This window comes from Pseudomonas sp. 3JA (assembly GCF_036961705.1).
Classification (GTDB): Bacteria; Pseudomonadota; Gammaproteobacteria; order Pseudomonadales; family Pseudomonadaceae; genus Aquipseudomonas; species Aquipseudomonas fluorescens_Q.
Genome location: NZ_JBAMDJ010000010.1, coordinates 122,289 through 141,570 on the forward strand (window position 1 = coordinate 122,289; position 19,282 = coordinate 141,570).

Genomic DNA, 19,282 nt, shown 5'->3' on the forward strand with positions numbered 1-19,282 from the left:
ATTAACACCACCAATCCAGTGTGGGAGCGAGCTTGCTCGCGATGAGGCCATCAGCCCCAACCGATGGATCAGCTACAACAACGGCGCGACAACCGGCTCCTTGCTCGGCCACGCATCCAGCACCGCCTTGAACAGGGTCGCCAGGGGGATCGCGAAGAACACACCCCAGAACCCCCACAGCCCGCCAAACAACAGCACCGCACAGATGATCGCCACCGGGTGCAGGTTCACCGCCTCGGAGAACAGCAGCGGGACCAGCACGTTGCCGTCTAGCGTCTGGATAATCCCGTAGACCGCCATCAGGTAGATGAACTGATCGCTCCAGCCCCACTGGAACAGCGCAATCAAGGCCACCGGCACGGTCACCACCACGGTGCCGACGTAAGGCACCACCACTGAAATGCCCACCAGCAGCGCCAGCAGGGCGGCGTAATTGAGCCCCATGGTCACGAAACCGATATAGGTCACGCCGCCGCAGATGAAAATCTCGATGACTTTTCCGCGAATGTAATTGGCGATCTGCCGATTCATCTCCTGGGCCACTCGGGTAATCAGCGCCCGCTCACGCGGCAGGTAGCCTCGGACCCAACGACCGATCATTTCCCGGTCCTTGAGGAAGAAGAACACCAGGATCGGCACCAGCACCAGGTAGATCATGATGTTGACCAGAAGCGGCAGGCTGGACAGCGAAAACGTCAGCGCCCATTGGCCGAACTTGCCGATCTGGCCGCGCACGACTTCAATGGCTTGCAACACCTGCTCGTCGGACACCAGATGCGGATAACGCTCGGGCAACAGCAACAGCACGGACTGCCATTTGGCAAGCATCCCCGGCAACTCGTTGAAGAGCGTCACCAACTGATGCCAGAGCAGCGGCACGATCACGATTATGAACACCAACAACAAGCCCATGAACAGGGCGAACACCAAGCCCACCGCCACCGCACCCGGCAACCGCAAGCGCTCCAAAGTCGTGACCAACCCTTGCATCAGGTACGCCAGCACCATCCCCGCCAGCACCGGCGCGAGCATGCCGCCCAGGGTGAGCACGGCGGCAAAGGCCAGGAACAGCAGCACCGCCAGGACCACAGCTTCTTCATCGGAGAAGTAGCGCTGGATCCAGTCGCGTAACACTTTGAACATTAAAAATCCTTAAGAGACGCTGTGGGTTTTCAGGCCTTTTTCAGCCAGTAACGGTAGACGCCGTTTTCGTCTTCTTCACGCAGCAGCGTGTGACCGGCCAATCGGGCGAAGGTGCGAAAATCACGTTGCGAGCCCGCATCCGTGGCGATCACCTTGAGCACACTGCCGCTGGCCAGGCGATTGAGTTCCAACTTGGCCTTGAGTAATGGCAACGGACAGTTCAGGCCGCTGGCGTCCAGTTCGGCATCGTGGGCTACAGCATCGGTCATGGGTTCACTCCGCGGCAGATCGTTGAGCGGCCTAGAATATCTGGTCCCGGGCCCGGTGTCCGGCTACAGTAAGGTCTTTGTCGACTAAGGCTTCGTGCATGACATTTCTGCGCCCCACCCTGCTGACGCTCGCTTGCCTGCTTGCCTCACCGGGCTTCGCCGACGACCTGCCGTCACTTGGCGATGCCAGTTCTGCCATCGTCTCGCCAGAACAGGAGCACCAACTGGGCCGCGCCTGGCTGGCCCTGCTACGCAGCCAGGTTTCACAGCTCAACGATCCACAGCTCAAGGACTACGTCGAATCCAGCGTCTATAAACTGGTGGAAACCAGCCAGGTCAACGACCGACGCCTGGAGTTCATCCTGATCAACAGCCCGCAGCTCAACGCCTTCGCCGCACCTGGCGGAATCGTCGGGGTCAACGGCGGCCTGTTCCTCAATGCACAGACCGAAGGCGAATACGCCTCGGTCATGGCCCACGAACTGGCGCACTTGTCACAACGCCACTTCGCCCGCGGCGTCGAAGCCCAGCAGCGCATGCAAGTGCCAATGATGGCCGCACTGCTGGCCGGCATCGTGATTGCCGCCGCCGGTGGCGGTGACGCCGGGATCGCGGCCATCGCCGGGACCCAGGCCGCGGCCATCCAGGAACAACGGCGTTTCTCGCGCCAGAACGAACAGGAAGCCGACCGCATCGGTATCCAGAACCTGGAAAAGGCCGGCTACGATCCGCGGTCCATGCCGACCATGTTCGAGCGCCTGATGCGCCAGTACCGGTTCGACGCCAGGCCCCCGGAATTCCTGCTGACTCACCCGGTGACCGAATCCCGGATCGCCGACACCCGCAACCGCGCCGAACAGGCCAAGCCGGGCGGTATCGAGGACAGTGTGCGCTACCAACTGATTCGCGCACGGGTCCAGTTGATCTATGAAGAAACCCCGGGCCTGGGCGCCAAGCGCTTCCGGGCGCAGCTGGATGAGAACCCGAAGAACGACGTGGCGCGCTATGGCCTGGCGATCGCGCAGATCAAGGGTGGCCAGTTGAATGAAGCACGGGAGAACCTCAAGCCGTTGCTGGCCAAATCGCCCAACGAGATCATCTACAACCTCGCCCAGGTGGACTTGGACATCACCAGCAACAAACTGGCCGACGCTCAATCCCGCGTCGACCGGATGCTGGGCCAATACCCGGGCAACTATCCGCTCAACCAGGTGCGCGTCGACCTGCTGCTCAAGCAGAACCGCCCCGCCGACGCCGAGAAGGCCCTGGAGAACTTGCTCAAGACCCGTCCGGACGATCCGGATGTCTGGTACATGGTGGCCGAGACCCGCGGGCTGTCGGGCAATATTATCGGCCTGCATCAGGCCCGTGCCGAGTACTTCGCGCTGGTGGGCGACTACCGTCAGGCCATTCAGCAGTTGGACTTCGCCAAACGGCGCGCCGGCACCAATTTCCCCCTGTCGTCACGCATCGATGCCCGGCAGCGGGAACTCATGGAGCAGGAACGCATGGTCAAGGACATGATGGGCTGAGCATTTGCCAGACAATAAAAAACCGCCTCTATCGAGGCGGTTTTTTTGGGCCGCTAACCGGTCATTCGGCCAGCTTGAAGGTAATGAAGCTCGCGCGTCCCTGGCGCAGGACCCGCATCGAGACCGAACGATTCTTCGGCAACGCCTTGGCGATGTCGGTGAACTCCTTGGCGGAACCGATGGCCTGGTTGTTCAGGTGCGTAATGATATCGCCCGGCTGAAGGCCGATCAGGGCGGCAGGACCATCCTGCACCTCCTTGATCACCACACCGCCCTGAAGCTCCAGGGTGCGCTTCTGCTCTTCGGTCAGCTCGGCCACAGCCACGCCCAGACGGTTGCTGCTGCGCTCGACGCCAGACTTGGGCAGCGAATCCAACTCCTTGCCTTCTTCAGGAATGGCGCCGACGGTCAATTCGACGTTCTTGCGCTTGCCTTCACGAATCACTTCCAGATTGGCCTTGGCACCGGCCTTGAGGGCACCTACCAAGTGCGGCAGGTCGGCGGACATGACGATCGGCTGACCATTCATGCTCAGGATCACGTCACCCACTTGCAGGCCGCCCTTGGCAGCCGGGCCACCTTCCTGGATCTGCGCCACCAGCGCACCGGCCGGCTTTTCCAGCCCGAACGACTCGGCCAGGTCCTTGTTCACTTCCTGAATGACCACGCCCAACCAGCCGCGGCTCACCTTGCCTTCGTTTTTCAGTTGATTGGACACGTCCATGGCAACGTCGATCGGAATCGCGAAGGACACGCCCATGAAACCACCCGAACGGGTATAGATCTGGGAGTTGATGCCGACGACTTCACCCGCGAGGTTGAACAGCGGGCCACCGGAGTTACCTGGGTTGATCGGTACGTCGGTCTGGATGAAGGGCACGTAGTTTTCGTTCGGCAGGCTGCGACCGATGGCGCTGACAATACCCTGGGTCACGGTGTGGTCGAAGCCGAACGGCGAACCAATGGCCACGACCCATTGGCCGGCTTTCAGGTCCTGGGATTTGCCCAGCTTGAGCACGGGCAGATCCTTGCCTTCGATTTTCAACAGCGCCACGTCGGAACGCGGATCGGTGCCGATCAGCTTGGCCTTGAGCTCACTGCGATCGGCCAGGCGTACCAGGATTTCGTCGGCATCGGCGATCACATGGTTGTTGGTCAGGATGTAGCCATCAGACGAAATAATGAAACCCGACCCCAGGGATTGCGCTTCGCGCTGGCGACCACCGCCAGGCGAACGGGGTTGTTGCGGCATGCCGCGTTCGAAGAACTCACGCAGCATCGGCGGCAAACCTTCAAGGTCCGGCATTTGCTGGTCCGACACGCGGCGATCCGGCAGTTTCTGGGTCGTGCTGATGTTCACTACGGCGGGCGACGCCTGCTCGACCAATTGCGTAAAGTCGGGCAACTCGACCGCCACGGCAGGAACGGCCTGGCCGAGCACAAGCACGGTGGCAAGGATAGAGAGATAGGTTTTCAAGCGTGGTATCGACATACGGCTCCCGTTACGACGAGCATGGTTAAGCGATATGGAGCAAGGAATACCAGGAAAAGATACGCCGGTATTTTTGTTCCGGAAACAGACAAGGCCAGGGCCGAGCGGCTCTGACCTATAGAAAAAAAGCTGGATTTTTGCAAATGAAAATACTGACAGGAAGTTTCGGCATTTCGATCAAGCCCTGGCATCATCAGCCTCTCGCACAATCGAACCACCCATCCAACCTGTAGGCTATTGAGTTGCCGTGACGTCGGAGCGCATGGAAAGCGCAATCCGTTCCGCCGTACCGATAGGAATCTCACCGACCACCGTGACCATCATCTCGCCTTGGGGCGTCGTGAGCCTGCGGGAGACGGCAGCCGTCGGGCCGAGCTGAGTACGGGTATCAGTGGCGTTGGCACCGTTCAACGGCTCCAGGAACACCGAGAAGCGCGCCAGGCCATCGTCGTACATCAAGCTGTTGACCTGAGCCTGAGTGTCCGGGTCCTTGCGCACGGCACTGCTGGACAGCTCGAACCCAGGCGGAAGCCAGTCCGAGTGCCAGGCGGCTTTCACCGCGACGACCTTGGCGGAATCCTGCGTGACAGCCTTGCATTCGGCGCTGGCTTGCAGATCACCGTCTGTCGGCGCGGCGACATTCAAGCGGGTGAACTGGAAACGTTCGAGCAACTGGCCCTTGTCATTGAGCAACAGGGACTTGAGCGGCAAGCCGGTCTCTTTATCCAGGTGCAGCTCGAAACCATAGCGATGCTGGTCCTTTGGCGTCATCGCCACAATGACCGCTTGACGCCCGGCCACGCGCGACTTGCCAATGACGGCCAGGTCATACCAATTCTTGAGTTTTTGCGGATCGAGCGCACGTGAGGTGCCGTCAGGCGTATTGCCCAGCCCCGCGATCAAGGAGCCACTGACGCATTGAGTATGCCCATCAATGCGCAGGACTTCCTGTGCCGAGCCGTCGAGCTGGAGTAACCGCTCGCGGACTTTGCCATCCTGGACGCGATGCCAGATGTTATGGGTAGAAAAACTACCGTTGCGCTCGTAAACGAAAGTGCCCTGGAAGCTCTGCTGCTGCTCGGCTTGACTCAGGCGATTCAACCAATCCTGAGCCTCATCGGCATGGGCTGGAATCGCACACCAGCCACCAAGCAGAAGCGTGAATAGAGGTATGGCGCGCAATGGTTTTCCTTATTAACGATTTTCCATGCTGGCTGCACGGGCGTAAGGCAGTGCGCTTTCAGTACCTTTCAGGGCAGCTTGCTGAGCATGCTGACGCAGGTAGTTGGGCAGACGCTGATCATGCCAGCCAGGTTGGCCTTGCAGAACACCATTGACCATTGGGCCTGCGGTTTCCGAGCCTTCGCTGTAACCGGCCAGTACCGCTGGGCCCTTGACCTGTGGAGCGGCCAGGCCAGGCTGGTTGGATTGCTGCGCCATCTGCACGCCGGCAATCTCATCCTGGTTGTACAGGCGCACACCGGCCAGTACGGCCACGGTGACCGAAGCGGCGACTGCCAGGCGACCCAGGCTGCGCCATGGTCCGCGAGAGGCTTTAGCCGGTACGGCTTCGTCAGCCAATGCAGCGGAAACGGCCGCAGCGATGTCCAGGCGTGGAAGCAACAAATCCTTGTGCATCACGGCCCGGGCGATCTGGTAACGAGCCCAGGTCTCACGGGTTTCAACATCGTCGAAGGCATTCAATACCCGACGCAATTCCAGTTCGTCCGCTTCGTTATCCATCACTGCGGACAGCGATTCCTGCTGGGCTTCACGACTCATGGCGTTCCTCTCTTGGCTGTCGCCGCTGTCTCTAGTTTTCCTGCAACAAAGGTTGCAGGGCTTTATCAATGGCCTCCCGGGCGCGGAAGATCCGGGAGCGCACGGTGCCTACAGGACATTGCATGACGCTCGCAATGTCTTCGTAACTCAGACCGTCGAACTCGCGTAAAGTTAAAGCCGTACGCAAATCTTCGGGCAATTGCTGGATGGTTCGATGGACGGTGCCTTCGATCTCATCCCGCAGCAACGCACGTTCTGGTGACTCGAGATCCTTGAGGCCATGATCGCCATCATAGAACTCGGCATCCTCAGAACTTACATCGCTATCCGGCGGCCGGCGGCCGCGTGAAACCAGATAGTTTTTCGCCGTGTTGATGGCGATGCGGTAAAGCCACGTATAAAACGCGCTGTCCCCGCGAAAATTACCAAGTGCGCGGTAGGCCTTGATGAAGGCTTCCTGAGCGACATCTTGCGCTTCATGGGTGTCGTGCACGAAACGCACGATCAACCCGAGAATTTTGTGCTGGTATTTAAGCACTAGCAGATCGAAAGCTCGCTTGTCGCCGCGTTGGACGCGCTCGACCAGCTGCTGATCCTCTTCCTGGGTTAGCATGAACACTCCTCGATAAGCTCGAAGGAGGCTTGCATTACTAATTGACCGGGCTTGCAAACATAGACTCGGGCTTTTCGCAAAAGTTCTCCCCCTTCCAAGCAAGTTTCCGGCGCGCTCTGATCTCGGCACGCACGAAAAACGCAGCAGGAGATTCCCCAGCTGCGCGAATAATCTGTCACCGGGCCTGACGGCAGAGATTCCAATCGAAATCTTGCACCAACCCGACGCTGCTCCCTTTTGCAGACAACCGTCTATTGAACGTAGGCGCTTGGCAAAAGTTCCCGCTATCTATAGCGCTGTACACTGAATATCAGGCAACCGTGACGAGATAAACAGCGTTCTGTCCTCGAAACGGCGGCCTTATCGACGTTGCACCCAAACCGGCAATCCGACGAAGCGTGTCGTTTTTCCGTCACGCTGGTTTCACATTGCCATGAATGCCCGGCTATTGTGCCGATCCCCCCCTCTATATACTAGTGGGCTGCGTGGCTGCCTGACCCGTTGAAGCGGTGTCTTGCGCCAACCCCGACCCGGGTCGCCTTGAGCGGAAACCATTCGAATGAGCCAACAGTTTCAACACGATGTTCTGGTAATCGGCAGCGGAGCCGCCGGATTGAGCCTTGCACTGACTTTGCCTGCGCATTTGCGCATTGCAGTACTGAGCAAGGGCGACCTGGCCAACGGTTCGACCTTCTGGGCCCAGGGCGGCGTCGCCGCCGTACTGGACGATACCGACACCATTGAGTCCCATGTCGACGACACCCTCAACGCCGGCGGTGGCCTTTGCAATCCACAGGCGGTGCGTTTCACCGTGGAGCACAGCAGGGAAGCCATCCAGTGGCTGATCGACCAAGGCGTACCGTTTACCCGTGACGAACAATCGGGCACCGAAGACGGCGGTTTCGAGTTCCACTTGACGCGCGAAGGCGGTCACAGCCATCGACGCATCATCCATGCGGCCGACGCCACCGGTGCAGCGATCTTCAAGACCCTGCTCGCCCAGGCGCGACGGCGGCCGAACATCGAGTTGCTGGAACAGCGCGTCGCGGTCGACCTGATCACCGAAAAACGCCTGGGCCTGGACGGCGATCGCTGCCTCGGTGCCTACGTGCTCAATCGCGGCACCGGTGAAGTCGATACCTACGGCGCTCGCTTCGTCATCCTGGCGTCCGGCGGCGCAGCGAAAGTCTACCTTTATACCAGCAACCCCGACGGCGCCTGCGGCGATGGCATTGCCATGGCCTGGCGTTCGGGTTGCCGGGTGGCGAACCTGGAGTTCAACCAGTTTCACCCCACCTGCCTCTATCACCCGCTGGCCAAGAGTTTCCTGATCACCGAAGCCCTGCGTGGCGAAGGGGCCCACCTGAAACTGCCCAACGGCGAACGCTTCATGCAACGCTTCGATCCGCGCGCCGAACTGGCGCCGCGCGACATCGTCGCCCGGGCCATCGACCACGAAATGAAGCGCCTGGGTATCGATTGCGTTTACCTGGACATCAGCCACAAGCCCGAAGCGTTCATCAAGAGCCACTTCCCGACGGTGTACGAACGCTGCCTGGAGTTCTCCATCGACATCACCAAGCAGCCGATTCCGGTGGTGCCGGCAGCGCATTACACCTGCGGTGGCGTGATGGTCGACCAACAGGGCCGCACCGACGTGCCTGGCCTGTATGCCATTGGCGAAACCAGCTTCACCGGCCTGCACGGCGCCAACCGCATGGCCAGCAACTCGCTGCTGGAATGCTTCGTCTACGCCCGCTCGGCGGCGGCAGACATCCTGGCGCAATTGCCGCAGATTGCCGTTCCAGCCGCCCTGCCCTCGTGGGACGCCAGCCAGGTCACCGATTCGGATGAAGACGTGATCATCGCGCACAACTGGGACGAACTACGGCGATTCATGTGGGACTACGTGGGCATCGTGCGCACCAACAAGCGCCTGCAACGAGCACAACATCGGGTGCGCTTGCTGCTGGATGAAATCGACGAGTTCTACAGCAACTATAAAGTCAGTCGCGACCTGATCGAACTGCGCAACCTGGCCCAGGTGGCCGAACTGATGATTCGCTCGGCCATGGAACGCAAGGAAAGCCGGGGACTGCATTACACCCTCGACTACCCGAACCTGCTGCCCGAGGCACTGGACACTATCCTGGTGCCGCCCACCTACGCCGACTGAACCTGAGCTGCACCCGCAGGCGCCGATGAACATCCGGCGCCAGCGCGTCGCGCGGCACACACACCGACCGGACCCGCCGTTCACCCTGCACGCGAAAACGCAGCACGACGATCATCGGCAGCGCCAGGCTATCGGGGCGCAGTTGCACAGCCCGCCACCCATCGGCCCGGCTCCAGAGTTGCCAGCCAGCGGCATTACGACGCAACCCGCAGAAAGCCCGGCGATGGGTCAGCACGACATATCGGGGGATCACCCAGGCACCATGGGCCAGACACAATATAATGCCAAGCGCTGCGAACCAGGATGGGACGGACAACAGGCACAACGAACCCAGGGCGAACACCTGGGCCAGCAGATAAGCCGCCAGCAGTTGCCCGGAGGCCTGCCAGCGGCATTCGAAGCGATTACTTGGGCTGGACACGGTCCAGAATCATCCGGACCATGCGCTGCAACTCAGGGTCTTCGGATTCACTGCGCTCCATGAACCAGCCGAACATGTCCTGATCCTCACATTCGAGCAGGCGGACATAGCACGCGCGGTCCACTTCATTGAGATGGGGATAAACCTCTTTGACGAATGGCACCAGCAACACGTCCAGCTCAAGCATGCCGCGGCGGCTGTGCCAGTAGAGGCGATTCAGTTCAACATCTTCGACCATGGAGCGCTCCTCAAATAGAGCGCAAGTATACAGGCCCCGCCGCAGTGGAACAGACAGCTTTGGTCGGGCACCACCGATCCTTTGTGAACTACCCATTTCAAGGGCGCCCCCTTATGATGTCTACCAGACCTTTTATCCTGCGATGACCCATGGCTGATTCCGCTTTTTTCTGCACCCTGTCCCACGAAGGCGTCCTCGCGGTCCGCGGCGTGGATGCCAGCAAATTCCTGCAAGGCCAATTGACCTGCAACCTCGACTACTTGAGCGACAGACGAGCCAGCCTCGGCGCCCGCTGCACCCAGAAAGGCCGGATGCAATCGAGTTTCCGCATTCTGCTTGAAGGTGACGGTGTATTAATGGCCATGGCCACCGAGTTGCTCGAACCGCAACTGGCCGACTTGAAAAAATATGCCGTGTTCTCCAAGTCCAAGCTCACCGATGAAAGCGCGGCCTGGGTTCGCTTCGGCCTGGAAAACGCCGACAAGGCGCTGACCGACCTGGGCCTCGAACTGCCGAGCGACACCGACAGCGTGGCTCGCCATGAAGCCTTGATCGCCATCCGCGTATCTCCCGGTCGCGCCGAATTGTGGGCCCCTGCCGAACAGGCACAGACGCTGCGAACCCGCCTGGGCGCAGAACTGGCCGAAGCGGACCTGAACCCCTGGCTGCTGGGCCAGATCCGCGCAGGAATCGGCCAGGTCATGCCGGCCACCCGCGAACTGTTCATCCCACAGATGCTCAACCTGCAAGCCGTCGGCGGCGTGAGTTTCAAGAAAGGCTGCTACACCGGCCAGGAAATCGTCGCCCGCATGCAATACCTGGGCAAGCTCAAGCGACGCCTGTATCGCCTGCAACTGGACGCCAGCGAACTACCGGAGCCCGGCACAGCGCTGTTCTCCCCCACGCATGGCAGTTCCATCGGCGAAGTGGTGATTGCCGCCCGCGGCGAAGGAAATATTGAACTGCTGGCAGTATTGCAGGCCGAAGCAGCAGAAGATGACAATCTGCACCTCGGTGCCTTGGAAGGCCCACGCCTTCAACTGTTGGACCTGCCTTACGAACTGGATCGCGACCGCGAAATCCAGCGCTGATCGCAGCATTTGCCGCAATACCCTAGAGAACCGAAATGAGCGATTTGGCGGATAAGGTCCAACGGGATTTGGTGCAAGCCATCGATAACGATGACTTGGTTCTGCCGACATTACCGGAAGTGGCCCTGCAGATTCGCCGGGCCGCCGAAGACCCGGAAATCAGCGTCAGCAACCTGAGCAAAGTGATCGGCCGCGATACGGCCCTCTCGGCACGCCTGATAAAGGTGGTCAACAGCCCACTGCTGCGCGCCACCCAGGAAGTCACCGACCTGCACACGGCCATCACTCGATTGGGCGTCAACTACAGCAGCAACCTGGCCATCGGCCTGGTCATGGAGCAAATTTTCCACGCCCGCTCCGAGGTGGTGGAACTGAAGATGCGCGAGGTCTGGCGCAAGAGCCTGGAGATCGCCGGCGTCAGCTATGCGCTGTGTCGCGGTTACACCCAACTCAAGCCCGACCAGGCCGCGTTGGGTGGGCTGGTGCACCAGATCGGCGTGTTGCCGATCCTGACGTATGCGCAAGACAACAATGAATTGCTGTCGGACCCGGTCAGCCTCAACCACGTCATCGAAACGATTCACCCGGTACTGGGGGACAAACTACTTAGCGTCTGGGAGTTTCCGGAGCGGTTGGTGAAGCTGCCGGGGCTGTATCTGGATTTCACCCGGGATTCCAAGCAAATCGATTATGTCGACCTGGTGCAGGTCGCGGCGCTGTATTGCTACAAGGACACCGATCACCCGCTCAGCCGAATTGATGTGTTTTCAGTCCCGGCTTTCAAGAAACTGGGGATCGACCCGGACAACAAGGCCCGCTGCGTGGATATCGAAGAAGCGCGGTCGATGTTTTATTAAGCGAAATGTAAACCTGGTTTTCTGTGGCGAGGGAGCTTGCTCCCGTTCGACTGCGCAGCAGGCGCAAGGCTTATGGGACCGCTTCGCGGTCCAGCGGGAGCAAGCTCCCTCGCCACGGGGATCTGCGTCGCTCGCCCCTACCCTGGGATAAAACTCACCCGCACCTTCAACCCCCGCTCAAGCCCATCATGCAAGGTAATCTGCGCCAAGTGGGCACGGCAGATTTCACCCACGATCGCCAACCCCAGGCCGGAGCCGGCCACTTGCTGGTTGCGTCGATAGAAGCGCTCGAACACCCGATCCCGCTCGTGCAGCGGAATGCCGGGGCCATCGTCCTCGACCTCCAGCACGGCCGGCGCAGAAACCCGCAGGATTACATTGCCGCCCGATGGGGTATGGGCCAGGGCGTTGTCCACCAGGTTGCTCAACAACTCGTTCAACAAGGTCGGCTCGCCCCGCAACCACACAGGCTCGTCGGCTTCCAGGGCCAGCGCCACCCCTCGGGCATGGGCCAGCGGGGCCATGGCCATGCCCAACTCACGAGCCAACTGGCTGAGATCAAGCAGTTGCGCGCCGCCCTCGGCAATGGCCCGGGCGCCGTTTTCCACACGCGCCAAGGACAGCAATTGGTTAGCCAGGTGGGTTAGCCGGTCAGTACCCTGGGCCGCAGTTTCCAGGGTCTCACGCCAGGTCGCCGGTTCGCTGGCTCGCAAGCCCAGCTCAAGGCGGGCCTTGAGTGCAGCCAGGGGCGTGCGCAATTCATGGGCGGCATCGGCAATGAATTGCGCCTGGCGTTCGAATTGCCCGCGCAGACGCTCGGTGAAATGGTTGAGGGCGCGCACCAACGGCCAGAGTTCATGCTGCACTTCCACCAGGGGCAATGGCCGCAGGTCATCCGGCTGGCGCTCTTCCACCGCCGTGCGCAAGCGTTCCAGCGGGCGCAATGCCGCGCTGACTGCAAACCACACCAACAGCAACGCGCCCACGGCCAGCATGCCCAGGCGCAACAGCGTGTCGGCCATCAGCCCGCGGGCCATGCTGACCCGCGCCTCTTCAGTCTCCGCTACACGAATTTCCGCCATGCCGTTCATGTTCGGCTCGCTCACGGCCTTGAGCAGGCTCACCACCCGCACGTTCTGGCCCTGATAGCGAGCGTTGTAAAAGCGCGCCAGGGCTGGGTAATCGTCCGTGCGCGGCGTGCCGGGCGGCGGACCGGGGAGGTTTTCATAGCCGGAAATCAGCTTCTTGTCGATGTCATTGACCTGGTAATAAATGCGTCCGGCGCTGTCGTAGGCGAAAGTATCCAGGGCCACGTAGGGCACATCCGCACTGAGGCTGCCGTCACGCGCCGAAAGGCCCGCTGCGATGGTCCTGGCCGAAGCCAGCAGGGTCCGATCGTAGGCGGTGTCGGCAGCCTCGCGACCGTTCCAATAGGCGCTCAAGCCGCTGGCGAGCATCAATACCACCAGCAGCAGCGCGAGGTTGCGAAGCAGCCGCCAGCGCAGGCTGTCGGGCTTATGCATTGCGATTTTCCAGCAGGTAGCCCAGGCCGCGGAACGTCACGATCGCCACCGCATGACCATCGAGTTTCTTGCGTAGGCGATGGACGTAGATTTCGATGGCGTCGGGGCTGGCCTCTTCGTCCAGGCCGAACACCTGAGCCGCCAGTTGCTCCTTGCTCATCACCCGCCCCGGCCGGGCGATCAACGCCTCCAGCACGGCTTGCTCACGGGAGGTCAGCGTCAACAGTTCATCGTCGAGGGTAAACCGGCGGGTGTCCAGGTCATAGACCAGCCCGCCACAGCGCTGCTGGCGCTCGCCGCCCAGTACGCTGCGGCGCAACAGTGCCTTGACCCGGGCCTCCAGCTCAGTGAGCTCGAATGGCTTGGCCAGGTAATCGTCGGCGCCGAGGTTCAGGCCATGGACGCGGTCCTTGACGTCGCTGCGAGCGGTCAGCATCAGTACCGGCAAGGTCTTGCCACGGGCCCGCAGACGCGCCAACACCTCGAAGCCGTCCATGCGCGGCAGCCCGACATCCAGGACCGCCACGGCGTATTCCTCGCTGCTCAAGGCCAGGTCGGCCGCGACGCCGTCGTGCAGCACGTCCACGGTCAAACCGGCACTCTTGAGCGCTTGGGCAACGCTTTCGGCGAGCTGCAGATGGTCTTCGACGAGCAGAACACGCATGGGTTATTCCTCGATTCAGGGATGGCCGACGCCATTCTTTGGCGCGGAGTTTACAGCCGCATCCGCCAGTGTGAAGCCAAAAAACACGCTGAAAGCTTTTGAAAGGTTAGCGAAAGGTTGGGCCGTTAGAGTCCCTTTACGGATAGTTTCGACTGACCGTCGCGGCGCCCGATCGCGAATGAAAAATGCCACGAAGCATTTTCGTCCTGAATAAGAAGAATAAAAGCGGAGTATTCACCATGCTGTCCATGCAGCTACAGGCCCCAGCGCCTGCTCGCCCTTCTCGCTTCAACCAGACCGCCTTGGGCGGTGTCGCCCTGCATCCAATCCCGGTAATGACCTGCGCGCCCCGTCGGCGATGACCTGGGCGGGATCCGTCAACGACACATTTTCACCACGCATAACAACAATCCTGTGGAGACAACAATGAACCTTTCCCTGCGTAAAGTAGCCCTGGCCGCCGGATGCCTGATGTTCGCCGGGCAGTTGCTGGCCGCTGATCCATCCAAGGAGCCCAAGCGCCCCGAATGCATCGCCCCAGCCTCTCCCGGCGGCGGTTTTGACCTGACCTGCAAACTGGCGCAAAGCGCGCTGGTCAATCAAAAACTGCTGACCAAACCGATGCGCGTCACCTACATGCCGGGCGGCGTCGGCGCAGTGGCCTACAACGCAGTCGTCGCTCAGCGTCCGGCCGACGCCGGCACGCTGGTGGCCTGGTCCAGCGGCTCGTTGCTGAACCTGGCCCAGGGCAAGTTCGGTCGTTTCGATGAAAGCGCCGTGCGCTGGCTGGCCGCCGTCGGCACCAGCTATGGCGCCATCGCCGTGAAAAGCGATTCCCCCTACAAGAACCTCGACGATCTGGTACAGGCCCTGAAGAAAGACCCGGGCTCCGTGGTCATCGGCTCTGGCGGCACCGTCGGCAGCCAGGACTGGATGCAGACCGCCCTGATCGCCAAGGCCGCCGGCATCAACCCGCGCGACCTGCGTTACGTGGCCCTCGAAGGCGGCGGTGAGATCGCCACCGCGCTGCTGGGCGGCCACATCCAGGTCGGCAGTACCGACATTTCCGACTCCATGCCTCACATCCAGAGCGGCGACATGCGCCTGCTGGCCGTGTTTGCCGAGAAGCGTATCGACGAGCCGGAGATGAAAGACATTCCAACCGCAAAAGAACAAGGCTACGACATTGTCTGGCCGGTGGTTCGTGGCTTCTACCTCGGGCCAAAAGTCAGCGACGAAGACTACGCCTGGTGGAAGGACGCGTTCGACAAGCTGCTGGCCTCCGAAGAGTTCGCCAAGCTGCGTGACCAGCGTGAGCTGTTCCCGTTTGCCATGACCGGCCCGGAGCTGGACACCTACGTGAAGAAGCAAGTGGCTGATTACAAGGTGCTGGCCAAAGAGTTCGGCCTGATCCAGTAACCGTCTCTGTCGCGTGGCGGTGCTGGCATCCCCGGCGCCGCCCAGGAGTTAGTCATGCTCACCATCCAACGTATTTTTGCCGCGGTGCTGCTACTGGCCTGTATCGGCCTGGCACTGATGGCCTGGCCCTATCAAGCGGCTTTTTCCTACGAACCGGTCGGCCCGCGCGCCTTTCCCTTGCTGATGCTCGGGCTGATGGGGCTGGCATTGCTGTACATGCTGTTTCGCCCGACGCCCATCGTGCACAGCGACGAAGACCCGCACCTGGACCGCGAAACGTTGCAGAAAATCGGTATCTGCGTGGTGCTGCTGCTGGTCTTCGCCGGCACCTTCGAACCCTTGGGCTTCATTCTTGCCAGCATCCTGATCGGCGTGCCGATGGCGCGCCTTTACGGCGGTCGCTGGGTGCCCAGCGTGGTGATCATCAGCCTGATGGCCATCGGTCTTTACCTGTTGTTCGACAAGCTGATGGACGTGCCGCTGCCCCTGGGCCTGCTCGACGTCCTGGAGAATTGATATGGATACCCTGAATTATCTCGGCCAGGGTTTTGGCGTTGCACTGACCCCCTACAACCTCGTCACAGCACTGACCGGCACCCTGATCGGCACCGTGGTCGGCCTGCTGCCGGGCCTGGGCCCGATCAACGGCGTGGCGCTGCTGATCCCGATTGCCTTTGCCTTGGGGCTGCCGCCGGAATCGGCGCTGATCCTGCTGGCCGCGGTGTACCTGGGTTGCGAATACGGCGGACGTATCAGCTCGATCCTGCTCAACATCCCGGGTGAAGCTTCCACCGTGATGACCACCCTCGATGGCTATCCAATGGCCCGCCAAGGCCTGGCCGGCGTGGCGTTGTCGCTGTCGGCGTGGAGTTCATTCATCGGCGCGTTCATCGCCACCTGCGGCATGGTGTTGTTCGCACCGTTGCTGGCCAAATGGGCGATTGCCTTCGGGCCGGCGGAATATTTCGTCCTGATGGTGTTCGCCATTGTCTGCCTCGGCGGCATGGCCGGCGACCGACCGCTCAAGACCTTCATCGCGGCGCTGATCGGCCTGTTCCTGTCCAGTGTCGGGATCGATGCCAACAGCGGCGTATACCGCTTCACCGGCGACAACATCCACTTGACCGACGGCATCCAGTTCGTCGTGCTGGTGCTGGGCCTGTTCTCCATCAGCGAAATCCTGTTGCTGCTGGAAAAAACCCATCGCGGCCAGGAGGCAGTGAAAGCTACCGGGCGAATGATGTTCAACTTCAAGGAAGCCGCGTCGGTCTTCACTGTGAACCTGCGCTGCGGCGTGCTCGGTTTCATCATGGGCGTGCTGCCGGGTGCTGGTGCGACCCTGGCCAGTGCCGTGGCCTACATGACGGAAAAACGCATTGCCGGCGCCGGTGGCACGTTCGGCCAGGGCGACAAGCGCGGCCTCGCCGCCCCGGAAACAGCCATCGGTGGCGCGGCCTGCGGTGCGCTGGTGCCAATGCTGACCCTCGGTGTTCCCGGCTCGGGCACCACCGCGGTGATGATCGGCGCGCTGTCGCTGTACAACATCACGCCCGGTCCACTGCTGTTCCAGCAACAGCCGGACATCGTCTGGGGCCTGATCGCGTCGTTGTTCATCGCCAACGTCATGCTGGTGATCCTCAACATCCCGATGATCCGCATCTTCACCCGGATCCTGGCGGTGCCGAACTGGGCGCTGGTTCCGGTCATCGCGATCATCACCGGGATCGGTGTCTATGCGGTGCATGCCACCACGTTCGACCTGTTCCTGATGATCGGTATCGGCATCTTCGGCTATATCCTGCGCAAGCTGGACTTCCCGCTGTCGCCAGTGCTGCTGGGCTTCATCCTCGGTGGCCTGATGGAGCAGAACCTGCGGCGTGCGCTGTCGATTTCCAACGGTGCACTGGAGATCCTCTGGTCGAGCCCGATCACGTTCGGCTGCTGGATCCTGACAGCGATCATGCTGTTCATGCCATTGCTGCGAATCTGGCGTCGCCGCGCCGCTCAACGTCGCGCCCTGGCCAATGTCTGAGGCGATATTCAGACAATGGTGGGGAACACCGCTGGTCGGCCTGGCCGGCGGTTACCTGGCCAGCCTGATCGGCTGGCCTTTGCCCTGGATGGTCGGCTCGTTGCTGGCGATCATCCTGGTGCGCTGTCTTACGCCGTGGCAACTGATGGAAATCCCCGGCGGCCGTAAGTGCGGCCAATGGGTGGTGGGCATCGGTATCGGCCTGCACTTCACGCCTGTGGTGATGGAGCAGGTGCTAAGCCACTTCGGCCTGATCTTCTTCGGCGCGCTGATCACCAGCGTGTCCAGCGTGGTGAGTGTCTGGCTCATGCGTCGCACTGGCGAGGAGCGCGCCACCGCGTTCTTCTCGAGCATGCCGGGCGGTTCCGGCGAAATGGTCAACCTCGGCGCCCGCAACGGCGCGGACCTTAGTCGTGTTGCAGCAGGCCAGAGCCTGCGGGTGCTGGTGGTAGTGCTGTGCGTGCCGGCAGCCTTCAAGTACCTGTTGGGCGAAGGCTCGCCGGTGCAACACGCCACGACGGTGGACTGGCTGTGGCTGGCGATCCTGTTCCCGGCGGGCGCCCTGCTCGCCTGGGTCTGGGAGCGATTGCGCCAACCCAACCCCTGGTTGTTCGGACCCTTGCTGGTAAGTGCGGCGGTGAGCGTCGGTTGGGACCTGCACATCGGCCTGCCCAACGGCGCCAGCCAGGTCGGCCAGTGGTTGATCGGCAGCGGATTGGGTTGTCATTTCAACCGGCAGTTCTTTCGTCGGGCGCCGTCGTTCATGGGGCGTACCCTGATCGGCACGGTGTTGACGATGCTGATCGCCACGCTTGCAGCCCTAGGCTTGAGCACCTTGACCCATCTGGATCTGCGTTCACTGACACTCGGTATGATGCCCGGCGGCATCGCGGAAATGAGCCTGACGGCGGAAACATTGCAACTGTCAGTGCCATTGGTGACAGCGTTGCAGGTGATGCGATTGCTGTTTGTGTTGTTTCTGGCGGAGCCGTTGTTCAGGTATTGGATGCGCAAGCCGGGTTCGGACTTGTAGACCAAGTTGCCTTCATCGCGAGCAAGCTCACTCCCACAGGGACTTCGGTCGAGCTCCAATTTCGGCTCCACACAAACCCAATGTGGCGAGCGAGCTTGCTCCCGCTGGCCTGCGAAGCAGGCCTCTGCATTTTTTCAGCCGGACCGCATGATCCGATTTTGCGACTGCTGCGCAGCCGAGCGGGAGCAAGCTCCCTCGCCACGGGTTGTGGGTGGTTTGGGCTCGCGATGAAGCCCTGACTGCCGACCACTTAAAGCGGCGGCAACCGCCAATCAATAGGCGCCTCGCCATGTTGCTCGAGGAACTTGTTGGCCCGACTGAAATGCCCGCACCCCAGAAAACCCCGATAAGCCGACAACGGTGACGGGTGAACCGAGGTCAGCACCAAGTGCTTGGTAGCGTCGATCAGTTTCTGCTTGCTCTGGGCATGGGCGCCCCATAACAGGAAGACCAGGTTCTGCTGGTGTTCGCTGACCACTTCGATGACCCGGTCGGTGAAATGCTGCCAGCCCTTGCCTGCGTGGGCGTTGGCGTTGGCACGCTCCACGGTCATGGTAGTGTTGAGCAGCAACACGCCCTGGTCGGCCCAGCTTTGCAGATAGCCGTGGTTGGGCATGTCGATGTTCAGATCGCGCTTCAACTCCTTGTAGATATTGACCAACGACGGCGGCGCCGGCACACCCGGTTGCACCGAGAAACACAAGCCATGGGCCTGGCCCGGGCCGTGATACGGATCCTGGCCGAGGATCACCACCTTGACCTTGTCCAGCGGCGTGGAGTTGAGGGCGTTGAAAATCAGTGGAGCCGGCGGATAGATCTCCTTGCCAGCGGCGTATTCACTGCGTAGGAACTCACGCAACTCCGCCATGTAGGGCTGGTCGAACTCGGCACGCAGTGCCTGCTTCCAGCTCGGTTCGAGTTTGATACGGTCGTCGGCAGTCATGGTTGCATCCGGTAAAAACAATGGGCGCACCCTAGGAAAGCCTACATGGCTTGT

The 19,282-nt window shown here is 61.2% G+C and carries 19 protein-coding genes; 8 read left to right on the forward strand and 11 right to left on the reverse strand.

Going from position 1 to position 19,282, the window contains the following annotated elements:
• Positions 1–72: 72 nt before the first annotated feature.
• Entirely contained in the window at positions 73–1,143 is a 1,071-nt protein-coding gene (locus V7773_RS10540) for an AI-2E family transporter (RefSeq protein WP_063322528.1), read from the reverse strand.
• A 29-nt stretch (positions 1,144–1,172) separates the two neighbouring features.
• A complete protein-coding gene (locus V7773_RS10545) occupies positions 1,173–1,412 on the reverse strand; it encodes a sulfurtransferase TusA family protein (protein WP_053120054.1) in 240 nt (79 codons plus the stop codon).
• Positions 1,413–1,510: 98 nt separating this feature from the next.
• Between V7773_RS10545 and V7773_RS10550 the strand changes: the two genes are divergently transcribed.
• Positions 1,511–2,944 carry a M48 family metalloprotease gene (locus V7773_RS10550; protein WP_063322529.1) on the forward strand — a complete coding sequence of 478 codons (1,434 nt, stop codon included), beginning with the start codon at positions 1,511–1,513 and terminating at the stop codon, positions 2,942–2,944.
• A 61-nt stretch (positions 2,945–3,005) separates the two neighbouring features.
• On the opposite strand, the gene V7773_RS10555 is transcribed toward V7773_RS10550, so the two are convergent.
• The 4 genes from V7773_RS10555 to rpoE all read right to left on the reverse strand — a co-directional run bounded on the left by V7773_RS10555 (position 3,006) and on the right by rpoE (position 6,831).
• Positions 3,006–4,436, reverse strand: coding sequence for a DegQ family serine endoprotease (locus tag V7773_RS10555; protein WP_336073310.1), 1,431 nt, complete (start codon positions 4,434–4,436; stop codon positions 3,006–3,008).
• A gap of 234 nt (positions 4,437–4,670) precedes the next feature.
• Entirely contained in the window at positions 4,671–5,618 is a 948-nt protein-coding gene (locus tag V7773_RS10560) for a MucB/RseB C-terminal domain-containing protein (RefSeq protein ID WP_336073312.1), read from the reverse strand.
• A gap of 12 nt (positions 5,619–5,630) precedes the next feature.
• The gene (locus V7773_RS10565; RefSeq protein ID WP_336073313.1) at positions 5,631–6,218 is read right to left on the reverse strand and encodes a sigma-E factor negative regulatory protein; all 588 of its coding nucleotides are present in this window, start codon (positions 6,216–6,218) and stop codon (positions 5,631–5,633) included.
• Between the two features lie 31 nt (positions 6,219–6,249).
• Positions 6,250–6,831 carry an RNA polymerase sigma factor RpoE gene (gene rpoE, locus V7773_RS10570; RefSeq protein ID WP_003172477.1) on the reverse strand — a complete coding sequence of 194 codons (582 nt, stop codon included), beginning with the start codon at positions 6,829–6,831 and terminating at the stop codon, positions 6,250–6,252.
• Between the two features lie 559 nt (positions 6,832–7,390).
• Between rpoE and nadB the strand changes: the two genes are divergently transcribed.
• Entirely contained in the window at positions 7,391–9,007 is a 1,617-nt protein-coding gene (gene nadB / locus V7773_RS10575; RefSeq protein ID WP_336073314.1) for an L-aspartate oxidase, read from the forward strand.
• On the opposite strand, the gene V7773_RS10580 is transcribed toward nadB, so the two are convergent.
• Both V7773_RS10580 and V7773_RS10585 read right to left on the reverse strand, forming a co-directional pair.
• Positions 8,976–9,428, reverse strand: a complete 453-nt coding sequence (locus V7773_RS10580; RefSeq protein WP_336073315.1) for a protein YgfX — start codon at positions 9,426–9,428, stop codon at positions 8,976–8,978. The genes nadB and V7773_RS10580 overlap by 32 nt on opposite strands.
• Complete coding sequence (locus V7773_RS10585) at positions 9,412–9,666, reverse strand: FAD assembly factor SdhE (protein ID WP_003184348.1); 255 nt, start codon at positions 9,664–9,666, stop codon at positions 9,412–9,414. The genes V7773_RS10580 and V7773_RS10585 overlap by 17 nt, the downstream gene beginning before the upstream one ends.
• A gap of 149 nt (positions 9,667–9,815) precedes the next feature.
• On the opposite strand from V7773_RS10585, the gene ygfZ reads away from it, so the two are divergent.
• Positions 9,816–10,757 carry a CAF17-like 4Fe-4S cluster assembly/insertion protein YgfZ gene (gene ygfZ, locus V7773_RS10590; protein WP_092148614.1) on the forward strand — a complete coding sequence of 314 codons (942 nt, stop codon included), beginning with the start codon at positions 9,816–9,818 and terminating at the stop codon, positions 10,755–10,757.
• 35 nt (positions 10,758–10,792) lie between these two features.
• Positions 10,793–11,614, forward strand: coding sequence for an HDOD domain-containing protein (locus V7773_RS10595; RefSeq protein ID WP_092148617.1), 822 nt, complete (start codon positions 10,793–10,795; stop codon positions 11,612–11,614).
• Between the two features lie 137 nt (positions 11,615–11,751).
• On the opposite strand, the gene V7773_RS10600 is transcribed toward V7773_RS10595, so the two are convergent.
• Both V7773_RS10600 and V7773_RS10605 read right to left on the reverse strand, forming a co-directional pair.
• Entirely contained in the window at positions 11,752–13,137 is a 1,386-nt protein-coding gene (locus tag V7773_RS10600; protein ID WP_336073317.1) for a sensor histidine kinase, read from the reverse strand.
• Positions 13,130–13,801: a response regulator gene (locus V7773_RS10605; protein ID WP_063322537.1), complete on the reverse strand. Its 672-nt coding sequence runs from the start codon at positions 13,799–13,801 to the stop codon at positions 13,130–13,132. Before V7773_RS10605 ends, V7773_RS10600 begins: the two co-directional genes overlap by 8 nt.
• 426 nt (positions 13,802–14,227) lie before the next feature.
• Between V7773_RS10605 and V7773_RS10610 the strand changes: the two genes are divergently transcribed.
• The 4 genes from V7773_RS10610 to V7773_RS10625 are packed head-to-tail and all read left to right on the forward strand — an operon-like array spanning position 14,228 to position 18,285.
• Positions 14,228–15,220: a Bug family tripartite tricarboxylate transporter substrate binding protein gene (locus V7773_RS10610; RefSeq protein WP_014337021.1), complete on the forward strand. Its 993-nt coding sequence runs from the start codon at positions 14,228–14,230 to the stop codon at positions 15,218–15,220.
• 54 nt (positions 15,221–15,274) lie between these two features.
• Positions 15,275–15,736, forward strand: coding sequence for a tripartite tricarboxylate transporter TctB family protein (locus V7773_RS10615; protein WP_063322539.1), 462 nt, complete (start codon positions 15,275–15,277; stop codon positions 15,734–15,736).
• A gap of 1 nt (position 15,737) precedes the next feature.
• Entirely contained in the window at positions 15,738–17,252 is a 1,515-nt protein-coding gene (locus tag V7773_RS10620) for a tripartite tricarboxylate transporter permease (protein WP_336073318.1), read from the forward strand.
• Positions 17,245–18,285 carry an AbrB family transcriptional regulator gene (locus V7773_RS10625; protein ID WP_092148627.1) on the forward strand — a complete coding sequence of 347 codons (1,041 nt, stop codon included), beginning with the start codon at positions 17,245–17,247 and terminating at the stop codon, positions 18,283–18,285. Before V7773_RS10620 ends, V7773_RS10625 begins: the two co-directional genes overlap by 8 nt.
• A gap of 250 nt (positions 18,286–18,535) precedes the next feature.
• Here the strand turns inward: V7773_RS10625 and ung are convergent, their stop codons facing one another.
• On the reverse strand, positions 18,536–19,228 hold the full coding sequence (gene ung / locus V7773_RS10630; protein ID WP_336073319.1) for a uracil-DNA glycosylase: 693 nt from the start codon (positions 19,226–19,228) through the stop codon (positions 18,536–18,538).
• Between the last annotated feature and the right edge of the window lie 54 nt (positions 19,229–19,282).

What these genes read in the sequence shown, in the direction of transcription:
- V7773_RS10540 (WP_063322528.1), bottom strand. Translation starts at nt 1,143, where the DNA reads ATGTTCAAAGTGTTACGCGACTGGATCCAGCGCTACTTCTCCGATGAA.
- V7773_RS10545 (WP_053120054.1), bottom strand. Translation starts at nt 1,412, where the DNA reads ATGACCGATGCTGTAGCCCACGATGCCGAACTGGACGCCAGCGGCCTG.
- V7773_RS10550 (WP_063322529.1), top strand. Translation starts at nt 1,511, where the DNA reads ATGACATTTCTGCGCCCCACCCTGCTGACGCTCGCTTGCCTGCTTGCC.
- V7773_RS10555 (WP_336073310.1), bottom strand. Translation starts at nt 4,436, where the DNA reads ATGTCGATACCACGCTTGAAAACCTATCTCTCTATCCTTGCCACCGTG.
- V7773_RS10565 (WP_336073313.1), bottom strand. Translation starts at nt 6,218, where the DNA reads ATGAGTCGTGAAGCCCAGCAGGAATCGCTGTCCGCAGTGATGGATAAC.
- rpoE (WP_003172477.1), bottom strand. Translation starts at nt 6,831, where the DNA reads ATGCTAACCCAGGAAGAGGATCAGCAGCTGGTCGAGCGCGTCCAACGC.
- nadB (WP_336073314.1), top strand. Translation starts at nt 7,391, where the DNA reads ATGAGCCAACAGTTTCAACACGATGTTCTGGTAATCGGCAGCGGAGCC.
- V7773_RS10585 (WP_003184348.1), bottom strand. Translation starts at nt 9,666, where the DNA reads ATGGTCGAAGATGTTGAACTGAATCGCCTCTACTGGCACAGCCGCCGC.
- ygfZ (WP_092148614.1), top strand. Translation starts at nt 9,816, where the DNA reads ATGGCTGATTCCGCTTTTTTCTGCACCCTGTCCCACGAAGGCGTCCTC.
- V7773_RS10595 (WP_092148617.1), top strand. Translation starts at nt 10,793, where the DNA reads ATGAGCGATTTGGCGGATAAGGTCCAACGGGATTTGGTGCAAGCCATC.
- V7773_RS10600 (WP_336073317.1), bottom strand. Translation starts at nt 13,137, where the DNA reads ATGCATAAGCCCGACAGCCTGCGCTGGCGGCTGCTTCGCAACCTCGCG.
- V7773_RS10605 (WP_063322537.1), bottom strand. Translation starts at nt 13,801, where the DNA reads ATGCGTGTTCTGCTCGTCGAAGACCATCTGCAGCTCGCCGAAAGCGTT.
- V7773_RS10610 (WP_014337021.1), top strand. Translation starts at nt 14,228, where the DNA reads ATGAACCTTTCCCTGCGTAAAGTAGCCCTGGCCGCCGGATGCCTGATG.
- V7773_RS10615 (WP_063322539.1), top strand. Translation starts at nt 15,275, where the DNA reads ATGCTCACCATCCAACGTATTTTTGCCGCGGTGCTGCTACTGGCCTGT.
- V7773_RS10620 (WP_336073318.1), top strand. Translation starts at nt 15,738, where the DNA reads ATGGATACCCTGAATTATCTCGGCCAGGGTTTTGGCGTTGCACTGACC.
- V7773_RS10625 (WP_092148627.1), top strand. Translation starts at nt 17,245, where the DNA reads ATGTCTGAGGCGATATTCAGACAATGGTGGGGAACACCGCTGGTCGGC.
- ung (WP_336073319.1), bottom strand. Translation starts at nt 19,228, where the DNA reads ATGACTGCCGACGACCGTATCAAACTCGAACCGAGCTGGAAGCAGGCA.